The 16,358-nt window shown below is 57.6% G+C and carries 15 protein-coding genes; 12 read left to right on the forward strand and 3 right to left on the reverse strand.

The window, feature by feature from the left end; all coding sequences use genetic code 11:
- Positions 1-158 precede the first annotated feature (158 nt).
- The 6 genes from ASF69_RS02635 (at position 159) to sbmA (ending at position 6,886) form a co-directional block, all read left to right on the forward strand.
- Positions 159-1,538 (forward strand): GumC family protein, encoded by a 1,380-nt coding sequence (locus tag ASF69_RS02635; protein WP_156461967.1) that lies wholly within the window; start codon positions 159-161, stop codon positions 1,536-1,538.
- The gene (locus tag ASF69_RS02640; protein ID WP_062585032.1) at positions 1,535-2,839 is read left to right on the forward strand and encodes an O-antigen ligase family protein; all 1,305 of its coding nucleotides are present in this window, start codon (positions 1,535-1,537) and stop codon (positions 2,837-2,839) included. The genes ASF69_RS02635 and ASF69_RS02640 overlap by 4 nt, the downstream gene beginning before the upstream one ends.
- 124 nt (positions 2,840-2,963) lie before the next feature.
- The gene (locus ASF69_RS02645; RefSeq protein WP_062585034.1) at positions 2,964-3,431 is read left to right on the forward strand and encodes an SRPBCC family protein; all 468 of its coding nucleotides are present in this window, start codon (positions 2,964-2,966) and stop codon (positions 3,429-3,431) included.
- Between the two features lie 132 nt (positions 3,432-3,563).
- The gene (locus ASF69_RS02650) at positions 3,564-4,625 is read left to right on the forward strand and encodes an LLM class flavin-dependent oxidoreductase (RefSeq protein ID WP_062585036.1); all 1,062 of its coding nucleotides are present in this window, start codon (positions 3,564-3,566) and stop codon (positions 4,623-4,625) included.
- A gap of 53 nt (positions 4,626-4,678) precedes the next feature.
- Positions 4,679-5,431 (forward strand): type I methionyl aminopeptidase, encoded by a 753-nt coding sequence (gene map, locus ASF69_RS02655; RefSeq protein WP_062585038.1) that lies wholly within the window; start codon positions 4,679-4,681, stop codon positions 5,429-5,431.
- A 183-nt stretch (positions 5,432-5,614) separates the two neighbouring features.
- Complete coding sequence (gene sbmA, locus ASF69_RS02660) at positions 5,615-6,886, forward strand: peptide antibiotic transporter SbmA (RefSeq protein ID WP_062585040.1); 1,272 nt, start codon at positions 5,615-5,617, stop codon at positions 6,884-6,886.
- 54 nt (positions 6,887-6,940) lie between these two features.
- Here sbmA and ASF69_RS02665 read toward each other — a convergent pair whose 3' ends face one another.
- Positions 6,941-7,924 carry a polysaccharide deacetylase family protein gene (locus ASF69_RS02665; protein WP_062585617.1) on the reverse strand — a complete coding sequence of 328 codons (984 nt, stop codon included), beginning with the start codon at positions 7,922-7,924 and terminating at the stop codon, positions 6,941-6,943.
- Between the two features lie 136 nt (positions 7,925-8,060).
- On the opposite strand from ASF69_RS02665, the gene ASF69_RS02670 reads away from it, so the two are divergent.
- The 5 genes from ASF69_RS02670 to ASF69_RS02690 all read left to right on the forward strand — a co-directional run bounded on the left by ASF69_RS02670 (position 8,061) and on the right by ASF69_RS02690 (position 12,248).
- Positions 8,061-8,645 carry an NnrU family protein gene (locus ASF69_RS02670; protein ID WP_062585042.1) on the forward strand — a complete coding sequence of 195 codons (585 nt, stop codon included), beginning with the start codon at positions 8,061-8,063 and terminating at the stop codon, positions 8,643-8,645.
- A 151-nt stretch (positions 8,646-8,796) separates the two neighbouring features.
- Entirely contained in the window at positions 8,797-9,468 is a 672-nt protein-coding gene (locus tag ASF69_RS02675) for a tetratricopeptide repeat protein (RefSeq protein WP_062585044.1), read from the forward strand.
- Between the two features lie 174 nt (positions 9,469-9,642).
- The gene (gene der / locus ASF69_RS02680) at positions 9,643-11,082 is read left to right on the forward strand and encodes a ribosome biogenesis GTPase Der (protein WP_062585046.1); all 1,440 of its coding nucleotides are present in this window, start codon (positions 9,643-9,645) and stop codon (positions 11,080-11,082) included.
- A gap of 23 nt (positions 11,083-11,105) precedes the next feature.
- Entirely contained in the window at positions 11,106-11,570 is a 465-nt protein-coding gene (locus tag ASF69_RS02685; protein ID WP_062585048.1) for an NUDIX domain-containing protein, read from the forward strand.
- A gap of 69 nt (positions 11,571-11,639) precedes the next feature.
- Positions 11,640-12,248, forward strand: a complete 609-nt coding sequence (locus ASF69_RS02690) for a DUF2026 family protein (protein ID WP_062585050.1) — start codon at positions 11,640-11,642, stop codon at positions 12,246-12,248.
- A 192-nt stretch (positions 12,249-12,440) separates the two neighbouring features.
- Here the strand turns inward: ASF69_RS02690 and ASF69_RS02695 are convergent, their stop codons facing one another.
- Complete coding sequence (locus ASF69_RS02695) at positions 12,441-13,511, reverse strand: bifunctional monoglucosyl/glucuronosyl diacylglycerol synthase (RefSeq protein WP_082469603.1); 1,071 nt, start codon at positions 13,509-13,511, stop codon at positions 12,441-12,443.
- Between the two features lie 91 nt (positions 13,512-13,602).
- Complete coding sequence (locus ASF69_RS02700) at positions 13,603-14,520, reverse strand: sugar kinase (RefSeq protein ID WP_062585052.1); 918 nt, start codon at positions 14,518-14,520, stop codon at positions 13,603-13,605.
- Between the two features lie 164 nt (positions 14,521-14,684).
- On the opposite strand from ASF69_RS02700, the gene ASF69_RS02705 reads away from it, so the two are divergent.
- A complete protein-coding gene (locus tag ASF69_RS02705) occupies positions 14,685-16,352 on the forward strand; it encodes an alpha-glucosidase (protein WP_062585054.1) in 1,668 nt (555 codons plus the stop codon).
- Positions 16,353-16,358 lie beyond the last annotated feature (6 nt).

Genomic DNA, 16,358 nt, shown 5'->3' on the forward strand with positions numbered 1-16,358 from the left:
CTGCGGCTGCGCAATGTCGGCGCAACGCGAACAAGAGGCTGGTAACCAGGCGATGTTGAAGGGTGTTTCTGCGCTGGTGACGGATCGGTTTTCTCACTTTGCCGCCTTGTGGCCAAATCCGCGGTGCCAGCCGCCGTTTCCTGCGCCCGCTGCCTGAGATGTCAGTTACAGCCGATCGCAGTCCCGGTTTTCGCACTCACCCCGTCAGTGGTCTGGTGAGACTTGCCGATGTGGCGGTAGCGCTCTGGCGCCGGAAACTGCTGGTCTGCCTTGTCACCCTTCTTGGCGCGCTTGTTCCCTATGCGGCATCGTTTGCGGTGCCGAACTATTACTTCATCTACACGCAAATCCTTCTCGATCCCGAGGGGACGCGCATTTTCGAGTCCGATCTTCAAAGGCCCGAGCAGCAGCGTTCTGCGGACCTTGAGGTGTTGAGCCAACAGAGCGTCATCACGTCCGATCTGGTGCTGGAGAGGGTTGTAGAGAACGAGAACCTCGCTGATGACCCGGACTTTGGTGCGGCGTCGCCACACTATCCCGACGAGGCGCGCAGGAAGGTGCTCGCGCTCGAGAAATTGCGGGATGCCGTCAAGCTCAAGCGCATCGGAGACAGCTTTGTCATCGAAGTGAAAATCACCGATACCAAGCCTGAGCGTGCGATACGGATTGCAAGACAGATACCCAACATCTACTTCCAAACACGTCAGGACAGCAGCGCCGAGGCATTGCGGCGGACCGGTTCCAGCCTGTCCCAACAGTTGCAGAACCTGAAGGCGGCGGTGGAGGCGGCGGACCGTGCTGTGACGGACTATCGCGCCAAACACAATATCGCGCTGATCAACGGTCAATCCGATATTGCCGGGCAGGTGACCGAACTGAACAATCAGGTTTCCGATCTGGCGGCCAGAATTGCCCAGCAGAAGGCCATTTCGGCGGAGTTGAGCAAGATGCGGGCGGATCCGGCCTACCGCCCCTCGGTGCCGGATATCAATCTCAGCCGGGCGATCGTCCAACTCCGCGCGCGATACGATCAGAGCAGGGAAGAGCTGAATGTTCTGGCTGCTTCAGTGGGAGCGCGCCATCCATCCTATCAGGCTGCGCAGGAACGGAGCAGGGCGATAACAAGGGTTCTGGATGGCGAATTGCGCAACCACGCCGATGCCGCTGCCCGCAATGTCAAGACGCTTGAAGAACAGAACAGGTTGCTCACCGCCCGGCTCGACCAGACGAAAGGCCAGTTGAACGAAAACGACGCCACGATGGTCACGCTTCGCGAACTTGAGAGAAATCTCGCATCGCAGCGATCGGTCTACGAGGAGTTTCTGTTGCGCACGCAGCAATTGTCGCAGCAGGCCGGGGCCGTGCAGGAGCAATCGCGCGTCATCGATCCCGCGTCCTTTCCCTTGCGCCGGGCCGGGCCGCCCCGCAACATGATGGCCTTAATTGGAGCGCTGACGGGCCTGCTTCTTGTCATGGCCGGTATTTTGCTGCGGTCAGATCTGCTCGGCGTTTCAGCAAAAAGAGGGTTGGCGGCATGAGCGACCTTGCGCACTCCATGCTTTACCGCGCGCCAAGACAGGTCGCGACATCGACGGGTTTTGACGGTTCCGTGCCATGGGCTGCCTTCCTGCTGATCCTGACCTTGCCGTTCATGCAGCTGTTTACGGTGAACTTCGTATTCCCGCTGAAGATTTTCGAGATCGCGATCCTTCTGTGGGGGCTGACGGCGATTGCGATGATGCGCATTCACGTTTTCGATGTGCCCATCCTCATCTTCGGCATTCTGCTGACTGCCTACTGCATCGTCGCACTTCTCATGAACTTGAGAATTTTCGATAATGTCGGAAACTTCTCCCATCTGGCCCGCTGGTCGCCCGAGATCGACGGGCTGACGAAGGCGGCATATCTGCTGTTTTGCGTGCTGGGGCTGAACCTCGTTGCCTATGCCGCCTATTTCAAACCGAAGCTCGCGGTAAATATCTGGATTGCAGGCGCGCTCGCCGCCGCCGCCGTTCACTTCACGCTGTTCCTGATGTCGCTTGCGGGCATGGCGCTGCCAAGCCTGCCGGGTATGCCAGACAATCCGCAGATGATCGATTTTGCGGGAATGCGCCTTTACCGGGCTGCCACATTTCTGGAAGGAAACTATGCCGGTCCGTTCTTCATCCTCTCGTTTCTGCTGGCATGTCACATGCGCTACCGGCTGCGGGCCTTGCTGCTGCTGCTCGCGGCTCTCCTGACCTTTTCGACCACGGCCCTTTTGGGCCTGACTGCCGCAGGGCTCTACTGGATGCTCAAGGGGAAATATGCAGCGTCGAAGATAAAGGTGCTGCTCGTTATCGTGCCCGCCCTGATCCTCGGTTCCCCCCTGCTTGAAACCTTTGTCTTCGACAAGATTTCCGACGACAGCGACACATCGTCGATCAGCGACCGTACCAACACGGCTATCGAAGCTTTCGGCATGTTTCAGGACAACCTGTCCATCGGCGTCGGCATTTCCCAATACGGGTTCAATGTGCCCGGACGTCTGCGTTGGGATTTCACCCGCAATGATTATGCGGTCGACAAGGAAAAGGCCATTCCGAACAATGTCTACGCCGAGACGCTATCGGAGCTGGGCCTTGTCGGTCTCGTGTTTCTTGCCGCGTTTCTGGTGATGATTTTCCGCATCATCCTGCAGTCTCCGCATCCGCTGCTGCGGGCTGGCTCCTATGCGGTTTTCCTCTTCTGGATTTCCTCGCCGACCATCACCTTGATGTATTACTGGGCCTATCTTGGCCTTGTCTGCGGCCTCTCACGCTTCGAGCGGCGCCAAAGTGACGTTCTGGCGACGTCTTAAAACCGGGCCAGGGCAGCCCTGACGGGCAGTGGGGATCGCCTCGCAAAGCCCTTGCAGGCAAGGTCTTACCGAAGATGCTGAAATACTATATGGTTGGCCTCTTCCTGGGGACGAGGGACAAACAATGCCAAAGATTGCAGAGCATGAATTGTCGTTAAGCCGCATCGTCAATGCTCCGCCGGAAAAGGTCTTTCGTGTCTGGGCGGACCCTGAATTGCTGATCCAGTGGTGGGCGCCTCGACCTTACCAGACCTCGCAGGCCGTGATCGATCTGCGCCCGGGCGGAGCCTTCAATACCGTCATGCACGCGCCGACCGGAGAAATTTATGAAAATCTCGGCGTGTTTCTGGATGTCGTCCAGAACCAGCGTCTGGTTTTTACCGACGCGTTCCGGGAGGGCTGGGTGCCCGGAGACAGACCCTTCATGACGGGCTATGTGACGTTTGAGGATGCCGGAAACGGCGCCACGCGTTATGTCGCACGCGCCCTGCACTGGACAGCAGAGGACAAGCAGACACACGAGGATATGGGCTTTGAAGAGGGATGGAGTGCGGCTGCCGAGCAGATGGAAGCCCTGCTGCAACGTATCTGATCTGCCTATCGTCGTGGAAAAACCCGCCGCCCGCTGGCTCAGCGCCGCTGCTTGTGTCGCCGTGCCGGATTTTGCGTTTGCGTCCGTGCCGTTCCAGCCTTATCTCTCGGTGAATACTCTCGAGGGCTTGGCATGGAACTTGGTCTTTACACATTTGCGGACGTCGATCCGAACGCGGCGAGCGGAAGAGGCCCTGAAGGTGCCCGCCGCCTCAAGAACCTGCTGGAGGAGATTGAGCTTGCCGACCAGGTCGGGCTCGATGTCTTCGGCCTTGGTGAGCATCACCGCTCCGACTACGCCGTGTCTTCGCCCTCCACCGTGCTCGCCGCCGCCGCCGTAAAAACGCGGGACATAAGGTTGACGAGTGCGGTTTCGGTTCTGAGTTCGGATGATCCTATCCGCGTGTTCCAGCAGTTTGCTACCGTTGATCTGCTTTCCAACGGTCGGGCGGAAATCATGGCCGGGCGCGGCTCCTTCATCGAATCCTACCCGCTCTTCGGCTACAATCTCGAGGATTATGACGAGCTTTTCAGTGAGAAGCTGGATCTTCTTCTGGCGCTACGTGAAGACGAAATCGTCACATGGTCCGGCAGCAAGCATCCGCCGATCAACGGTCGTGGCGTCTATCCTCGCCCCTTGCAGGAACGTCTGCCGGTGTGGATCGCCGTTGGCGGGACACCGCAGTCTGTCGCGCGCGCGGGTGCCATGGGCTTGCCGGTCGCGCTGGCCATCATCGGGGGAGAATACCGCCGCTTCGCACCGCTGTTCGATCTCTATCGGGAAGCGGCGCGCAGGGCGGGACGGGATGCGTCAAAGCAGAAGACCAGCATCAACGTCCATGGCTTCATCGCCGATACGACCGAGAAGGCGGCGGATCAGTTTTATGGTCCGCAGGCGGAGGTCATGAACCGGATTGGCCGCGAACGTGGCTGGGGGCCGACCAATCGCGCGCAATTCGACGCGGCGCGCAGCGCTGCCGGAAATCTCTTTGTCGGAGAGCCGGAGGCGGTGGCAGAAAAGATCATCGCCGCGCATGGCGTTTTCAAAAATGACCGTTTCCTGCTTCAGATGGCCATTGGACTGATGCCGCACGACCAGATCATGCGCGGCATCGAGCTTTACGGCACCAAAGTCGCGCCCATCGTCAGAAAAGAATTGACTGGCAGTGCCGATAGGGCGAAAGCCTCCGCCTGATTGAAAAAAGGCGGTGCCTCAGCCTGTGAGCGTGTCGCAAGCATGGAACGATAATGGTTATTTCTACTGAAGAAGAGCTCGAGCATCTCAAAGAGATCGGTCGCATCTGCGCATTGGCGATGCAGACCATGGGTGACGCGCTGGAGCCCGGCATCACCACCCTGGAGCTCGACACCATTGGTCGGAAAGTGCTTGAGGATCACGGCGCGCAATCGGCGCCCGAATTCTGCTATCAGTTTCCGGGCGCGACCTGCATCAGCGTCAATGAAGAGGTCGCCCACGGCATTCCCGGGCCGCGCATCATCAAGGCGGGTGATCTCGTCAACATCGATGTTTCCGCCGTCAAAAACGGCTTCTTTGGCGATACCGGCTCATCCTTCGCCGTTCCTCCGGTCAAGAAAGAGATCGAACGGCTGTGCCGGGATGGCAAGCGCGCCATGTGGACCGGGCTTCAGCAGATCAAATCCGGACGTCCGCTGGCCGATATCGGCAACGCCATCGGCGCATTCGCCAAGAAAAATCGCTATACGCTTATCACCAACCTCGCCAGCCACGGCATTGGCCGCTCCCTGCATGAGGAGCCGACCGAGCTTGCCACATGGCCGGACAAGGACGAAACCCGCATCATGACCGAAGGCATGGTGTTTACGGTCGAACCCTTCCTGTCCATGGGCGCCTATTGGGCCGAAGACGGCGATGACGATCCCTGGACGCTGTTCAGCGACCCGAGCGCGCCAACCGTGCAGTTCGAACATACGGTGGTCGCGACCAAGAACGGTCCTCTCATCCTCACGCTTGCCGAGTAATCTCATCGCATTGCAGGCGTTACGTAAGTAATGGTTTTGTAATCCACGGCGCCGGAAGGCAGATTTATCTTACATCTTCGTAAGTTAGCGATTGTCGCATTGCTGCTGACCAATTTCTGTCCTAGTTTCCGGCAAAACTGCTTCGCCAATAATGGCTGACCCCAACTCGCGAGAGTTCGAAACGTGTTTCATTCCTTCTTCCCAAAACCCAAACTGTTTTTCACGTCCGCCGTGGTCTGGGCATTTATTGCCATTTTCGGCTGGTATTTCATGTTCCAAGCGCTCGGTGACTCGCTTGGATATGTGATGCCGGAGCAGGAACCCTACGATCTCAGCTATTTCGTCGTCCCTGCAAATTTGTATTTTTATGCGTATCTCGCTGCTTGCCTTTCATTGTTTGGAGCGTTCTGGACCGTCGCAGCCAAGGACCATCCCTGGAAATACTGGTCTATATGGGGCTCTCTTCTCATTATCGCCGTAACGTATTTCGGCGTGCAGGTCAGTGTGGTCATCAATAATTTTCGGCGACCTTTTGGCGACCTGCTTCAGAATGCGCTGTCTAAACAGCCCGGCATCACAGCCTGGGATTTTTACAGTCTGCAGATCGTTTTTGCCAAGCTCGTGTTTTTCAGCATGGCCGTCTCGATCCTGACGGACTTCTTCACCAGCCACTATGTTTTCCGTTGGCGCACAGCGATGAACAACTTCTACATGTCGAAATGGGACAAGCTGCGTCATATCGAGGGTGCATCTCAGCGTGTCCAGGAAGATACGATGCGTTTTTCGGCCACTGTGGAAGGCCTCGGTATAACGCTCATCAACTCGGTTATGACACTGGTCGTATTCCTGCCCATTTTGTTCGCGCTATCGAGCTATGTGTCGGAACTGCCAGTTATCGGTGAAGTGCCCCATGCTCTGTTCTGGCTTGCTATTCTTTGGTCAGCTTTCGGCACAATCTTGCTGGCCACCGTTGGCATCAAACTGCCGGGTCTAAATTTTCGAAATCAGCGCGTCGAAGCGGCCTACCGAAAGGAACTCGTCTACGGTGAAGACCATGCTGAACGAGCTGATCCAGTCACTGTGAAAGAACTTTTCGGAAATGTTCGTAAAAATTATTTCCGAATGTACTGGCACTATCTTTACTTCAATGTCGCCAGGTATTTTTATATTCAGGCAGACGCGGTATTTTTGCTTCTTATGCTTGTTCCCACAATCGTCGCAGGCAAGATCACCTACGGTATCTACCAGCAGATTGCTACAGCCTTCGGTCAGGTCAGCAACTCGTTCCAGTATCTCGTCAATTCCTGGACGACGATCATCGAGCTTCTCTCCATTCATAAGCGCCTCAAGGCCTTTGAAGCCGCAATTGACGACAAGCCGCTGCCGGAGATCGATCAGCGCTATCTCAAGCGCGAAGCTGAAGATGGTGAGCTGGCGGCGAACAAGCCGACCTGAGACAGCAAAGAGGGTGGCCTTGCGCCACCCTTTTCAGTTTCTGCGATAAGAAAATCAGCCCTCAGACTTCTGCGCCCGTCGGGCCTCTATCATCGGCATGGCCTGAGCGTAGCTCACACAGGCAACATCTTGCCTCTTGCAGACTTCACGTAGCAGCCGCTCGAAGGCGCTCCAGTAGGCGCCGCCGTTCATTTTCACGAAGTGGAAGCCAAGCTGGAGCGGTATGCGCTCGCCGTCATATTGCTTGTCGAAGGCGGCGCGGAAGGCCTGATAGGCGCGTTCTTCGAATTCGGCTGATTTTTCCCGGTTTTCGATAGCCATGGAATGGCGCACGAAGAGATTATAATCCATGGCGATGATGGGTCGTTTATCCGGCCCCTCGGGAATGAGCGGCAGACCGAAATGCTCGATGTCGTTTTTCTTGATCGGCCATGCCGGACCCTTGGTGATGCTTGTCGCATCATAGACAAAGCCATGTTTCTTTTGGGCGGCAGTCAGTGCATCGCCTTGGGAAAGATAGGGTGCACGAAAACCGTTGATACCTTTGACAAGATCTCGCCAGCCTTGTGGCTCATCATCCTTCTTGCCGATCATCTGCCAGGCATTTTCCAACGTGCTCGTGAACGTGGTGAATTCCGCGTCCCACTGTTCTTCCGTCCAGTTGCCGCCATCGAAATGGCCGCAGGTGTGGTTGGCAATTTCATGGCCTTCCTGGGATGCTGCCCAGATGTTGCGCAGGCGCGTTTCAACCTCTTCGATGGACTGTCCAAAGCCGACATTGGACCGGCCCGTTTTCTGGCCGGGGCCTTGATAGCTCTTGGCGCTGGTCTTGCGGTCCATGACGAGCGTGCAGGCGAGGAAATAGGTGAAATGCGCGCCGACCTCTTTCGCAGTGGCGCGGCTGCGCTCCCACAGGGAATTGTCTCCCGCACCATCGAAGGACACCATGACGAGTTGTTTTGGTTTCTCCGCTGTTTGCGCGAATGCCGGCGCGGCAACAGAAAGTGATAAACTCAAAACGGCAATAGAACGAAACATCAGCAACCACGTAATTTTGAAAGGCAGGTGCCTTTTGAAGCGGCAATAAGGCGAAGCTTTGATTTGTCTGGCAATTTTGGGCTTTTGGCCATAATTCAATAGCAACGCGTTTCCGCATCCGCTTTAGGGGCCATCCATGCTGCTGCTTTTGATCTGTCTTCTGTTTTTCTTCGCTACGCATTCCCTTCGGTTGATCGCGCCGGGATTTCGCTCAGACATGATTGCACGCATGGGTGAGGGGCTGTGGAAGGGTGTCTATTCTCTCGTCAGCATCCTGGCCATCGTGGCTGTCGCCTATTCCTTCGATCAGGCGCGCCAGGTGACGGGGATGCTGTACAACCCTCCCATCTGGATGAGCCACACTGCGCTGACACTCATGCTGTTTGCGATGATCTGTCTTGCCGCCAGCCTTTTGCCGGCTGGTCACATCGTCGCCAAGACAAAACATCCGCTCATCCTGGCCGTCAAGATCTGGGCATTGTCCCACCTTCTTGCCAATGGCGAGACATCGTCGGTCATCCTTTTTGCCTCTTTTCTGGCATGGGGCGTCGTCATGCGCATCATCCTGAAACGTCGGGCACGGGCAGGCGAGACGGTGACCCGTCCATTTGTGTCGGCGCGTTACGATATCGTCGCGCTCGTTCTGGGCGTCGTTCTCTGGGCAGCGATGATCTGGAAGCTGCACGAATGGTTGATTGGGGTTCAGCCTCTCGCGATGTAAGAAAGTGAGTTTTCCCCTTACATATAAGGGAAAATAGGCTAGAAGGCCGTCCAATGATCGTGGTTGGCTTTTTGTCAGCCCCGACAAAGGGCTTTGGCATGTCCGCAGACCGATTGGGTAGATACATTCGGTGCGGGTAACGGAGAATTCGATGGCGAACGAGAATGAAAGCTTCATCCGCGAAGTGAACGAGCAAATCCGCTCGGAGAAACTGAGCAATTTCTGGGGACGCTATGGCGTTGTCGTCGTCGGCGCCGCGATCCTTGTCGTTCTGAGCGCCGCCGGTGCCGGTGTCTATGAATATTGGAACAACAGCCGTGCGTCTTCCTCGGGCGATCAGTTCGCAAGCGCTCTCAAGCTTGCATCCGAAGGCAAGAATGACGAGGCGCTGAAGGCATTCTCCGATCTCGAAACGGCAGGCCACGGCTCCTACCCGGTTCTTGCCAAGTTCCGCTCCGCCACGCTTCTGGCGCAGAAGGGCGATGCGGCTGGCGCAATTGCTGCTTTCACCGCCATCGGTAACGACAACAGCGCGCCGCAGGTTTTCCGTGATACGGCAAAGGTACGGGCCGCATGGTTGCTGGTGGACAATGGCACCTATGAGCAGGTCTCGGCACAGGCGGAAGTGCTGACCGGCGAAGGTCAGGCCATGCGCAATTCGGCGCGCGAGGCGCTCGGCCTTTCCGCCTACAAGGCGGGTGATTTCGTCAAGGCAAAGCAGTGGTTCGAGCAGATCACCGCTGACGTGCAGGCACCGCGCAATGTCACCAGCCGTGCGCAGATCATGCTCGATAATATTGCCGCTTCCGGCAAGGCAGCGTAACACTCTATCCGATAATCGCCGCTGGCCGGCAGCAAATGGCATTTTCGGCGCTTCCGGTGCTCACGTAGTTTAAGTACGCTGCGCTACGGTTCTTGAAATCACCATTTCGCCAGACCGGCAGTAATTTTTGAATAGACTGCGCATCCAGGCCATAGTTCAGGTTAGGGTTTTCCCATGAGTTTCACCGTCGCCATCGTAGGGCGTCCCAATGTCGGCAAGTCCACCTTGTTCAATCGTCTGGTTGGCAAGAAGCTGGCGCTTGTTGACGATACGCCGGGCGTGACCCGCGACCGCCGCCCGGGCGACGCCAAGCTGGTGGATTTGCGCTTCACCATCATCGATACGGCGGGTCTGGAGCAATCCGGCCCGGAAACGCTGCAAGGCCGCATGTGGGCGCAGACCGAAGAGGCCATCGAAGAGGCAGATCTTACCCTGTTTGTCGTTGATGCCAAATTCGGCCTGACACCTGCCGACCAGACGCTTGGCGAAATGCTGCGCCGACGCGGCAAGCCTGTCGTGCTCGTTGCCAACAAATCGGAAGCCCGCGGCTCCGATGGCGGCTTTTACGATGCCTATACGCTGGGTCTCGGCGAGCCATGCCCGATCTCTGCCGAACATGGGCAGGGCATGATCGACCTTCGCGACGCCATCGTGGCGGCCATCGGGGAAGATGTTGCCTTTCCGCCAGAGGATGATTTCGAAGAGGCGGAAACGGATATCGTCCTTCGTTACGGCGAACTCGATGGGGAAGAAGACGAGGACGAAGAAGAGCCCGTTTACGACGAGACCAAGCCGCTGCGTGTGGCGATCATCGGTCGCCCAAACGCCGGCAAGTCCACGCTCATCAACCGCTTCCTCGGCGAAGACCGGCTGCTGACCGGGCCGGAAGCGGGCATTACACGCGACAGTATCTCCGTGGAATGGGACTGGCGCGGCCGCACCATCAAGATGTTCGACACCGCAGGCATGCGCCGAAAGGCGCGCGTAACGGAAAAGCTGGAAAAGCTCTCCGTTGCCGATTCCCTGCGCTCCATCCGTTTTGCGGAAACCGTGGTCATCGTGTTTGATTCGACGATCCCCTTTGAAAAGCAGGATCTGCAACTCGTCGATCTCGTCATTCGCGAGGGACGTGCAGCCGTCCTGGCGTTCAACAAGTGGGATCTCGTCGAAGATCCGCAGGCATTTCTCGCCGATCTGCGCGAAAAGACCGAGCGTCTTCTGCCGCAGGCTCGTGGCATTCGTGCCGTTCCAATCTCGGGCCAGTCGGGTTACGGCCTTGACCGGTTGATGCAGAACATCATCGATACCGACAAGATCTGGAACCGCCGCATTTCCACCGCCAAGCTCAACAAATGGCTGGATATGCAGGTCACCCAGCATCCGCCACCGGCTGTGTCCGGTCGTCGTCTGCGCCTGAAATACATGACGCAGGTCAAGGCCCGCCCGCCTGCCTTCATGATTTCATGCACGCGACCCGAAGCCATTCCGGAATCCTACACGCGCTACCTCGTCAACAATCTGCGCAAGGATTTCGACATGCCGGGCGTGCCGATCCGCGTGCATTACCGTGGCTCGGACAATCCGTTCGAACATAAGGCGAAGAAGAAGCGGTAAGCTTCATCGACGGAGTTAAATTCATGGCCGACATTCCAATCCGTAGTTTCGCGGTATCGGTTGTCGTGATCCGTCAAAATCCGGTCGGTTATCAGGTGTTGCTGCTACGCCGGAACCATACGTTGGTTGGTGAGTGGTGCCAGATTGCCGGCGGTATCGAAGACGGCGAAACCGCGTGGCAGACGGCGTTGCGAGAGGTGCGGGAAGAGACGGGGCTGGTATGTCAGCATCTGTATTCAGGCGACATCTGCGAACAGTTCTACGAGGCAGATCGCGACGCAATCAGTCTGCTCCCGGTTTTCGTGGGAATTGTCGATGCCGTCGCTGATGTTGCGATCAATGAAGAGCACAGTGAATTTCGTTGGGTGTCCTTCAGCGAGGCGTTGACAATGGTGCCTTTCGCGGGTCAACGCAACGTGCTCCGGCACGTCGAAGCCGAGTTCGTTCAACGCAGTCCATCGGAATATCTGCGCATTCAAACAACCTAGCCCGCAGGGCTCGACGCCACAGGCACAGCGCTGTTCGGAGGCATCGATCATATTTCTCAAGGACTTATCATGCTGATCAAGCAGACCGATTATCATCGCATCTACCGCGTCATCAACAGCCTGCTGATCAACGAGAATGCCGATCCCGCAACGGCCAGCATGTATTTCAGCACATTCGGCGCGTTTATTCTGGAGCATCATTACAAGGTCAAGGCCAAGCCTAAGGGTGGGCTTGCGGCCTATAATCTCGATGGCAAGCTCATTCTTTTCGCGGATCACCGCGATGATGGCCATGTTACCGGTGCTGGCGAGAATTTTCATTGCTGGGTGGAGGCTGATGGGTGGGCCATTGACTTCATGGCCCCTGTGTTCTCACAGGCCGCGCGTGAGCTTGCCGTCCCGTCGAAGATGTTCCAGCGTCCGCTCGCATCCATGGCACCGTCGCTCAACGAGCTGAAGCAATCCGGCGATTTTTTCTACAAGTCGGAGCCGGAAGCAACCGCGCGTCGCTTCGCAGACTGGCGCAAACACGCCATGATCGGTGATCTGGCATCGATTGCCGCAGGCTGGTTTCGCAAATCGCCAAAGTCGATGCAGAGCGAGCTTTCAGTTTCCGACTCGTCGGGCAAGAGCAGAACCATTCCCCTTTCGGGAAATGCGCTGACTGGCACGTGGTAACGAAGACGTTTTTGGAAAAGGACGGCCAGCGTAATCTCGCGGCAGCCGCCTGACGTCAATCAGCAGCCCGACCCCGCTCTATAGATAGCGGCAGTCGCATCCCGAGGCGTCTTGTGACAGCCTTGCGGGCTTTCGTCCACATGCGCCGCTGAAAAAATCGCCCGATCTGTCGATATTTGTGCGGCGCTCCAATTAACAGGGAAATGCTGTAGCGCCAGCTCTAGCGCGGTCGCGGGCTTCCTGTATGCCGGAGCTTGCAGCCGAGGTTACGTTGTCCAGAAACTGGCGTGACGCCTTTTCCCAGGAATAGGTCCGGGACAGCGCAAGCGCGGCCTGCGAAGAACAATCAAGTGCGGCGAGGCAGGCGGTCTGCAAATCCACGTTCAACTGGCCTGCATCCGGGTGTGCGCCAAGAATATCCAGCGGACCCGTCACGGGAAAAGCGGCGACGGGGACGCCGCTTGCCAGGGCCTCAAGAATGGTGTTGCCGAATGTGTCCGTCTTGGATGGAAACACGAAGACATCGGCCTGAGAATAAGCCTGCGCCAGATCTTCGCCGGTCTTTACGCCGGTAAAGAGCACGTCGGGATATTTGTCCTGAAGTTCAGCGCGGGCAGGGCCGTCACCCACGACGACTTTGGACCCCGGCAGGTCGAGGTCCAGAAACTCGGGCAGGTTCTTTTCAACTGAGACGCGGCCAACCGTCATGAAGATGGGGCGCGGCAGGTCGAATGGCTGGGCGATCTTCTTGCGCGGATAGAACATGTCGGCATCAATGCCGCGGCTCCAGCGCCGCAGGTTCTTGACGCCGCGTGCATCGAGTTCCGTTTCGAGGCTGGGCGTCGCCACCATGCAGGCGCTGCCGCCATTATGGAACCAGCGGACAAAGGCATAGAGCCAGCTTTCGGGAATGGGAAAACGGGCGGCGACATATTCCGGGAAGCGCGTGTGATAGCTGGTCGAAAAGCGCATGTTGTGCTTGATGCACCAGCGCCGCGCCATGAAGCCCAGCGGTCCTTCGGTGGCGATATGGACGTAGGATGGCTGGCTTTTTTCGATAGCGCGGGATACCCGCCGATAGCCCGCCACGGACAGGCGGATTTCCGGATAGGTGGGGCAGGGAACGGAGTGAAAATTCTGTGGGGTCACCATGCAGACCTCCACGCCCATACGCTCCAGTTCGGTGTTGGTGTTCTCGATGGAACGAACAACGCCATTGACCTGTGGATGCCATGCATCTGTGACGATGGTTATTCTGGTCATGCTGTGCGGACCTCCGCGCTCGCGAGTCCCGTTGTGCCGGGTCACCGCGTGTATGCGACAGGTGTGTTACAGCTTCATGTCACTGCAGCGCTCAGTCGTGCGGCAGCAAGGCAGGCTCGATCAGTGCCCCGTGGTGGCCGATAACGGTTGCCGCAACCTTTGCCGCGAAGATGGCAGCCTCCTGCGGTGTCCTGCCTGTCACCAGTCTGGAAAGGAAGGCGCCGTTGAAGCTGTCGCCCGCACTCGTGGTATCCACGACGGAGGGGGCCTGCGTGGCGGGGGCGTGGCTGCGCTCGCCGCCGAAATCAAGTGTTGCGCCCTTGGCGCCATCCTTGACCACCAGTTGGGAAACGCCAAGCGCACGGTAGCGAGCAATTGTTGCATCGATATCGGCATCGCCAAAATTCACCGTCTCATCGTCAAAGCTCGGCATGACGAGCGTTGCGGCCCGCGCACCGGCGGTGATGGTGTCCAGCATCGTGCGCTTGTCCGCCCACAGGCGCGGCCGGATATTGGGATCGAAGACGACCTGTTTTCCCGATGCTCTGGCGCGGCGCAGCTCTGACAGAAACGTATCGACGGCCAGCGCGTTTTCGAGAATCGCCAGCGTTATGCCCGAAAAATAGATGAGATCCGCTTTCTCGACGGTGGCCCGCAGGTGGTCGGCATCGATGGCGAGCTTGCGCGCGGCGGACGCGTTGCGCCAATAGCTGAAGGTGCGCTCTCCATCCTTCAGGTTGATGAGATAAAGGCCTGGCGTGCCGCCGGTGATGCGCGCGACACTGCCTGTTTCGATGCCCGCCTTGTCGATGAATGACAGCATTTCAGCAGAAAGCGGATCATCGCCCAAAGCGGTGAAGAATTCGACTTTCCATTCGGATGGGAGACAGGCGCGTGCATACCACGCGGTGTTCAGAGTATCTCCGGCAAAGCCCTTGCGCAGCAGTCCATCGCCCGCCTGCGACAGTTCCACCATGCATTCGCCAACAGAAAGAAGCCGTCCACCCATCGCATTTGCCTCCCGAAAATCGACGTTCCGCCATTACGATGCTTGCCGCGTGGTGGCAAGGGCACGATACCCTGTGTCCGTCGTGGTGTGTCATGGAACGTCTTTGGCGTTTACGAATTGACGTGGGCTTTATATGCTCTGCACAAATTGAACGGAGATTGCCCATGCCGGACCCGAATGCCTCCACCCCAGCCGTTGCAGATCATAAGGATTGGTGGAGGGGAGCGGTCATTTATCAAGTCTATCCTCGTTCCTTTCAGGATACGACGGGCGATGGATATGGCGACCTTCCCGGCATCACCAAACGTCTGCCCTATATTTCTTCGCTGGGTGTGGATGGCATCTGGCTTTCCCCGTTCTTCACATCGCCCATGGCAGACATGGGTTATGACGTCTCGGATTATTGTAATGTCGATCCGATGTTCGGAACCCTGGAAGATTTCGATACTCTGGTGGCCGAAGCGCATCGTCTGGGGCTGAAGATCATCATCGATCAGGTCATCTCCCACACATCCGACCAGCACCCGTGGTTCATGGACAGCCGTGTCAGCCGCACGAATTCGAAGGCAGACTGGTATGTCTGGGCAGATCCAAAGCCGGACGGCACCGCGCCCAATAACTGGCTTTCCGTTTTCGGCGGCCCCGCCTGGGAATGGGATGGCGTGCGCAAGCAATATTACATGCACAATTTCCTGGCCTCGCAGCCGGACCTGAATTTTCACAATAAGGAAGTCCAGGATGCTCTTCTGGAAACGGTGCGCTTCTGGCTCGATCGCGGTGTGGATGGCTTCCGCCTTGATACTGTGAACTACTATTTCCATGACAAGCTGCTGCGCGATAACCCGCCGCACGAACCAGACAGCGACGATGCCGGTCTCGATGCGCCTGACGTGAACCCTTACGGGATGCAGAGCCACATCCACGACAAGACGCAGGTTGAGAACATCGACTTTCTCCGGCGGTTTCGCGCCTTGCTGGACGAATATGAGGGACGCATGACGGTGGGCGAGGTCGGCGATGGCGCCCGGTCTCTGAAAACCGTGGCGGCCTACACCGCAGACGGTGACAAGCTCAACATGTGCTACACCTTCGACCTTCTGTCGCCGGATTTTTCCGCGAGCCACATTCGCGGTGCTGTCGCCGGTTTCCAGAAGGCCGTGACCGATGGCTGGGTCTGCTGGGCATTTTCGAATCATGATGTGGTGCGCCATCTCAGCCGCTTTGCCGAAAGCAATCAGGAGCAGAACCGTGTCGCCAAGCTGGCATTTTGCGTGCTGGCCACGTTGCGCGGCTCCATCTGCCTGTATCAGGGTGAAGAGCTGGCGTTGACCGAGGCGGAACTGGCCTTTGAAGACCTGCGTGACCCCTACGGCATTCGCTTCTGGCCAGCCTTCAAGGGTCGTGACGGATGCAGAACGCCGATGGTGTGGGAAACCGGAGGCCGCAATGCCGGCTTTACGACGGCCGATAAGCCATGGCTGCCGGTGCCTTATGCACACGCCATGCTGGCCGCAGATGGGCAGGAGCGCAAACCGGACTCGGTTTTGAACCACTACAAAGCCGTGCTGGCCTTCCGCAAGCGCCATGCTGCGCTGCGTGACGGCGATATGGTGTTTCTGGACACGCAACAGGACGTGCTGGCCTTTACCCGCCACAAGGGCACCGAAACGCTGCTGTTTGTCTTCAACCTGACGCGCGAGCCAGCAGAATTTCTGATTCCGGCAGACTTGAAAGTCCGCGAAGCACTGGAAATGCCGGGCTTTGAGCCGCTTTTTGATGGCGCAGTGGTGAAGCTGGATGGGCTCGATGTCTTTTGCGGGACTGTTGCGTAGCGCGGC

It is taken from the genome of Rhizobium sp. Leaf311, assembly GCF_001423445.1.
GTDB lineage: Bacteria > Pseudomonadota > Alphaproteobacteria > Rhizobiales > Rhizobiaceae > Agrobacterium.

Bases quoted from the DNA above. Each gene is read 5' to 3' on its own strand.
- ASF69_RS02675 (WP_062585044.1), top strand. From the start codon at position 8,797: ATGGCGAACGAGAATGAAAGCTTCATCCGCGAAGTGAACGAGCAAATC.
- ASF69_RS02640 (WP_062585032.1), top strand. From the start codon at position 1,535: ATGAGCGACCTTGCGCACTCCATGCTTTACCGCGCGCCAAGACAGGTC.
- der (WP_062585046.1), top strand. From the start codon at position 9,643: ATGAGTTTCACCGTCGCCATCGTAGGGCGTCCCAATGTCGGCAAGTCC.
- ASF69_RS02645 (WP_062585034.1), top strand. From the start codon at position 2,964: ATGCCAAAGATTGCAGAGCATGAATTGTCGTTAAGCCGCATCGTCAAT.
- ASF69_RS02685 (WP_062585048.1), top strand. From the start codon at position 11,106: ATGGCCGACATTCCAATCCGTAGTTTCGCGGTATCGGTTGTCGTGATC.
- ASF69_RS02695 (WP_082469603.1), bottom strand. From the start codon at position 13,511: ATGACCAGAATAACCATCGTCACAGATGCATGGCATCCACAGGTCAAT.
- ASF69_RS02690 (WP_062585050.1), top strand. From the start codon at position 11,640: ATGCTGATCAAGCAGACCGATTATCATCGCATCTACCGCGTCATCAAC.
- ASF69_RS02670 (WP_062585042.1), top strand. From the start codon at position 8,061: ATGCTGCTGCTTTTGATCTGTCTTCTGTTTTTCTTCGCTACGCATTCC.
- ASF69_RS02650 (WP_062585036.1), top strand. From the start codon at position 3,564: ATGGAACTTGGTCTTTACACATTTGCGGACGTCGATCCGAACGCGGCG.
- map (WP_062585038.1), top strand. From the start codon at position 4,679: ATGGTTATTTCTACTGAAGAAGAGCTCGAGCATCTCAAAGAGATCGGT.
- ASF69_RS02700 (WP_062585052.1), bottom strand. From the start codon at position 14,520: ATGGGTGGACGGCTTCTTTCTGTTGGCGAATGCATGGTGGAACTGTCG.
- ASF69_RS02705 (WP_062585054.1), top strand. From the start codon at position 14,685: ATGCCGGACCCGAATGCCTCCACCCCAGCCGTTGCAGATCATAAGGAT.
- ASF69_RS02635 (WP_156461967.1), top strand. From the start codon at position 159: ATGTCAGTTACAGCCGATCGCAGTCCCGGTTTTCGCACTCACCCCGTC.
- ASF69_RS02665 (WP_062585617.1), bottom strand. From the start codon at position 7,924: ATGTTTCGTTCTATTGCCGTTTTGAGTTTATCACTTTCTGTTGCCGCG.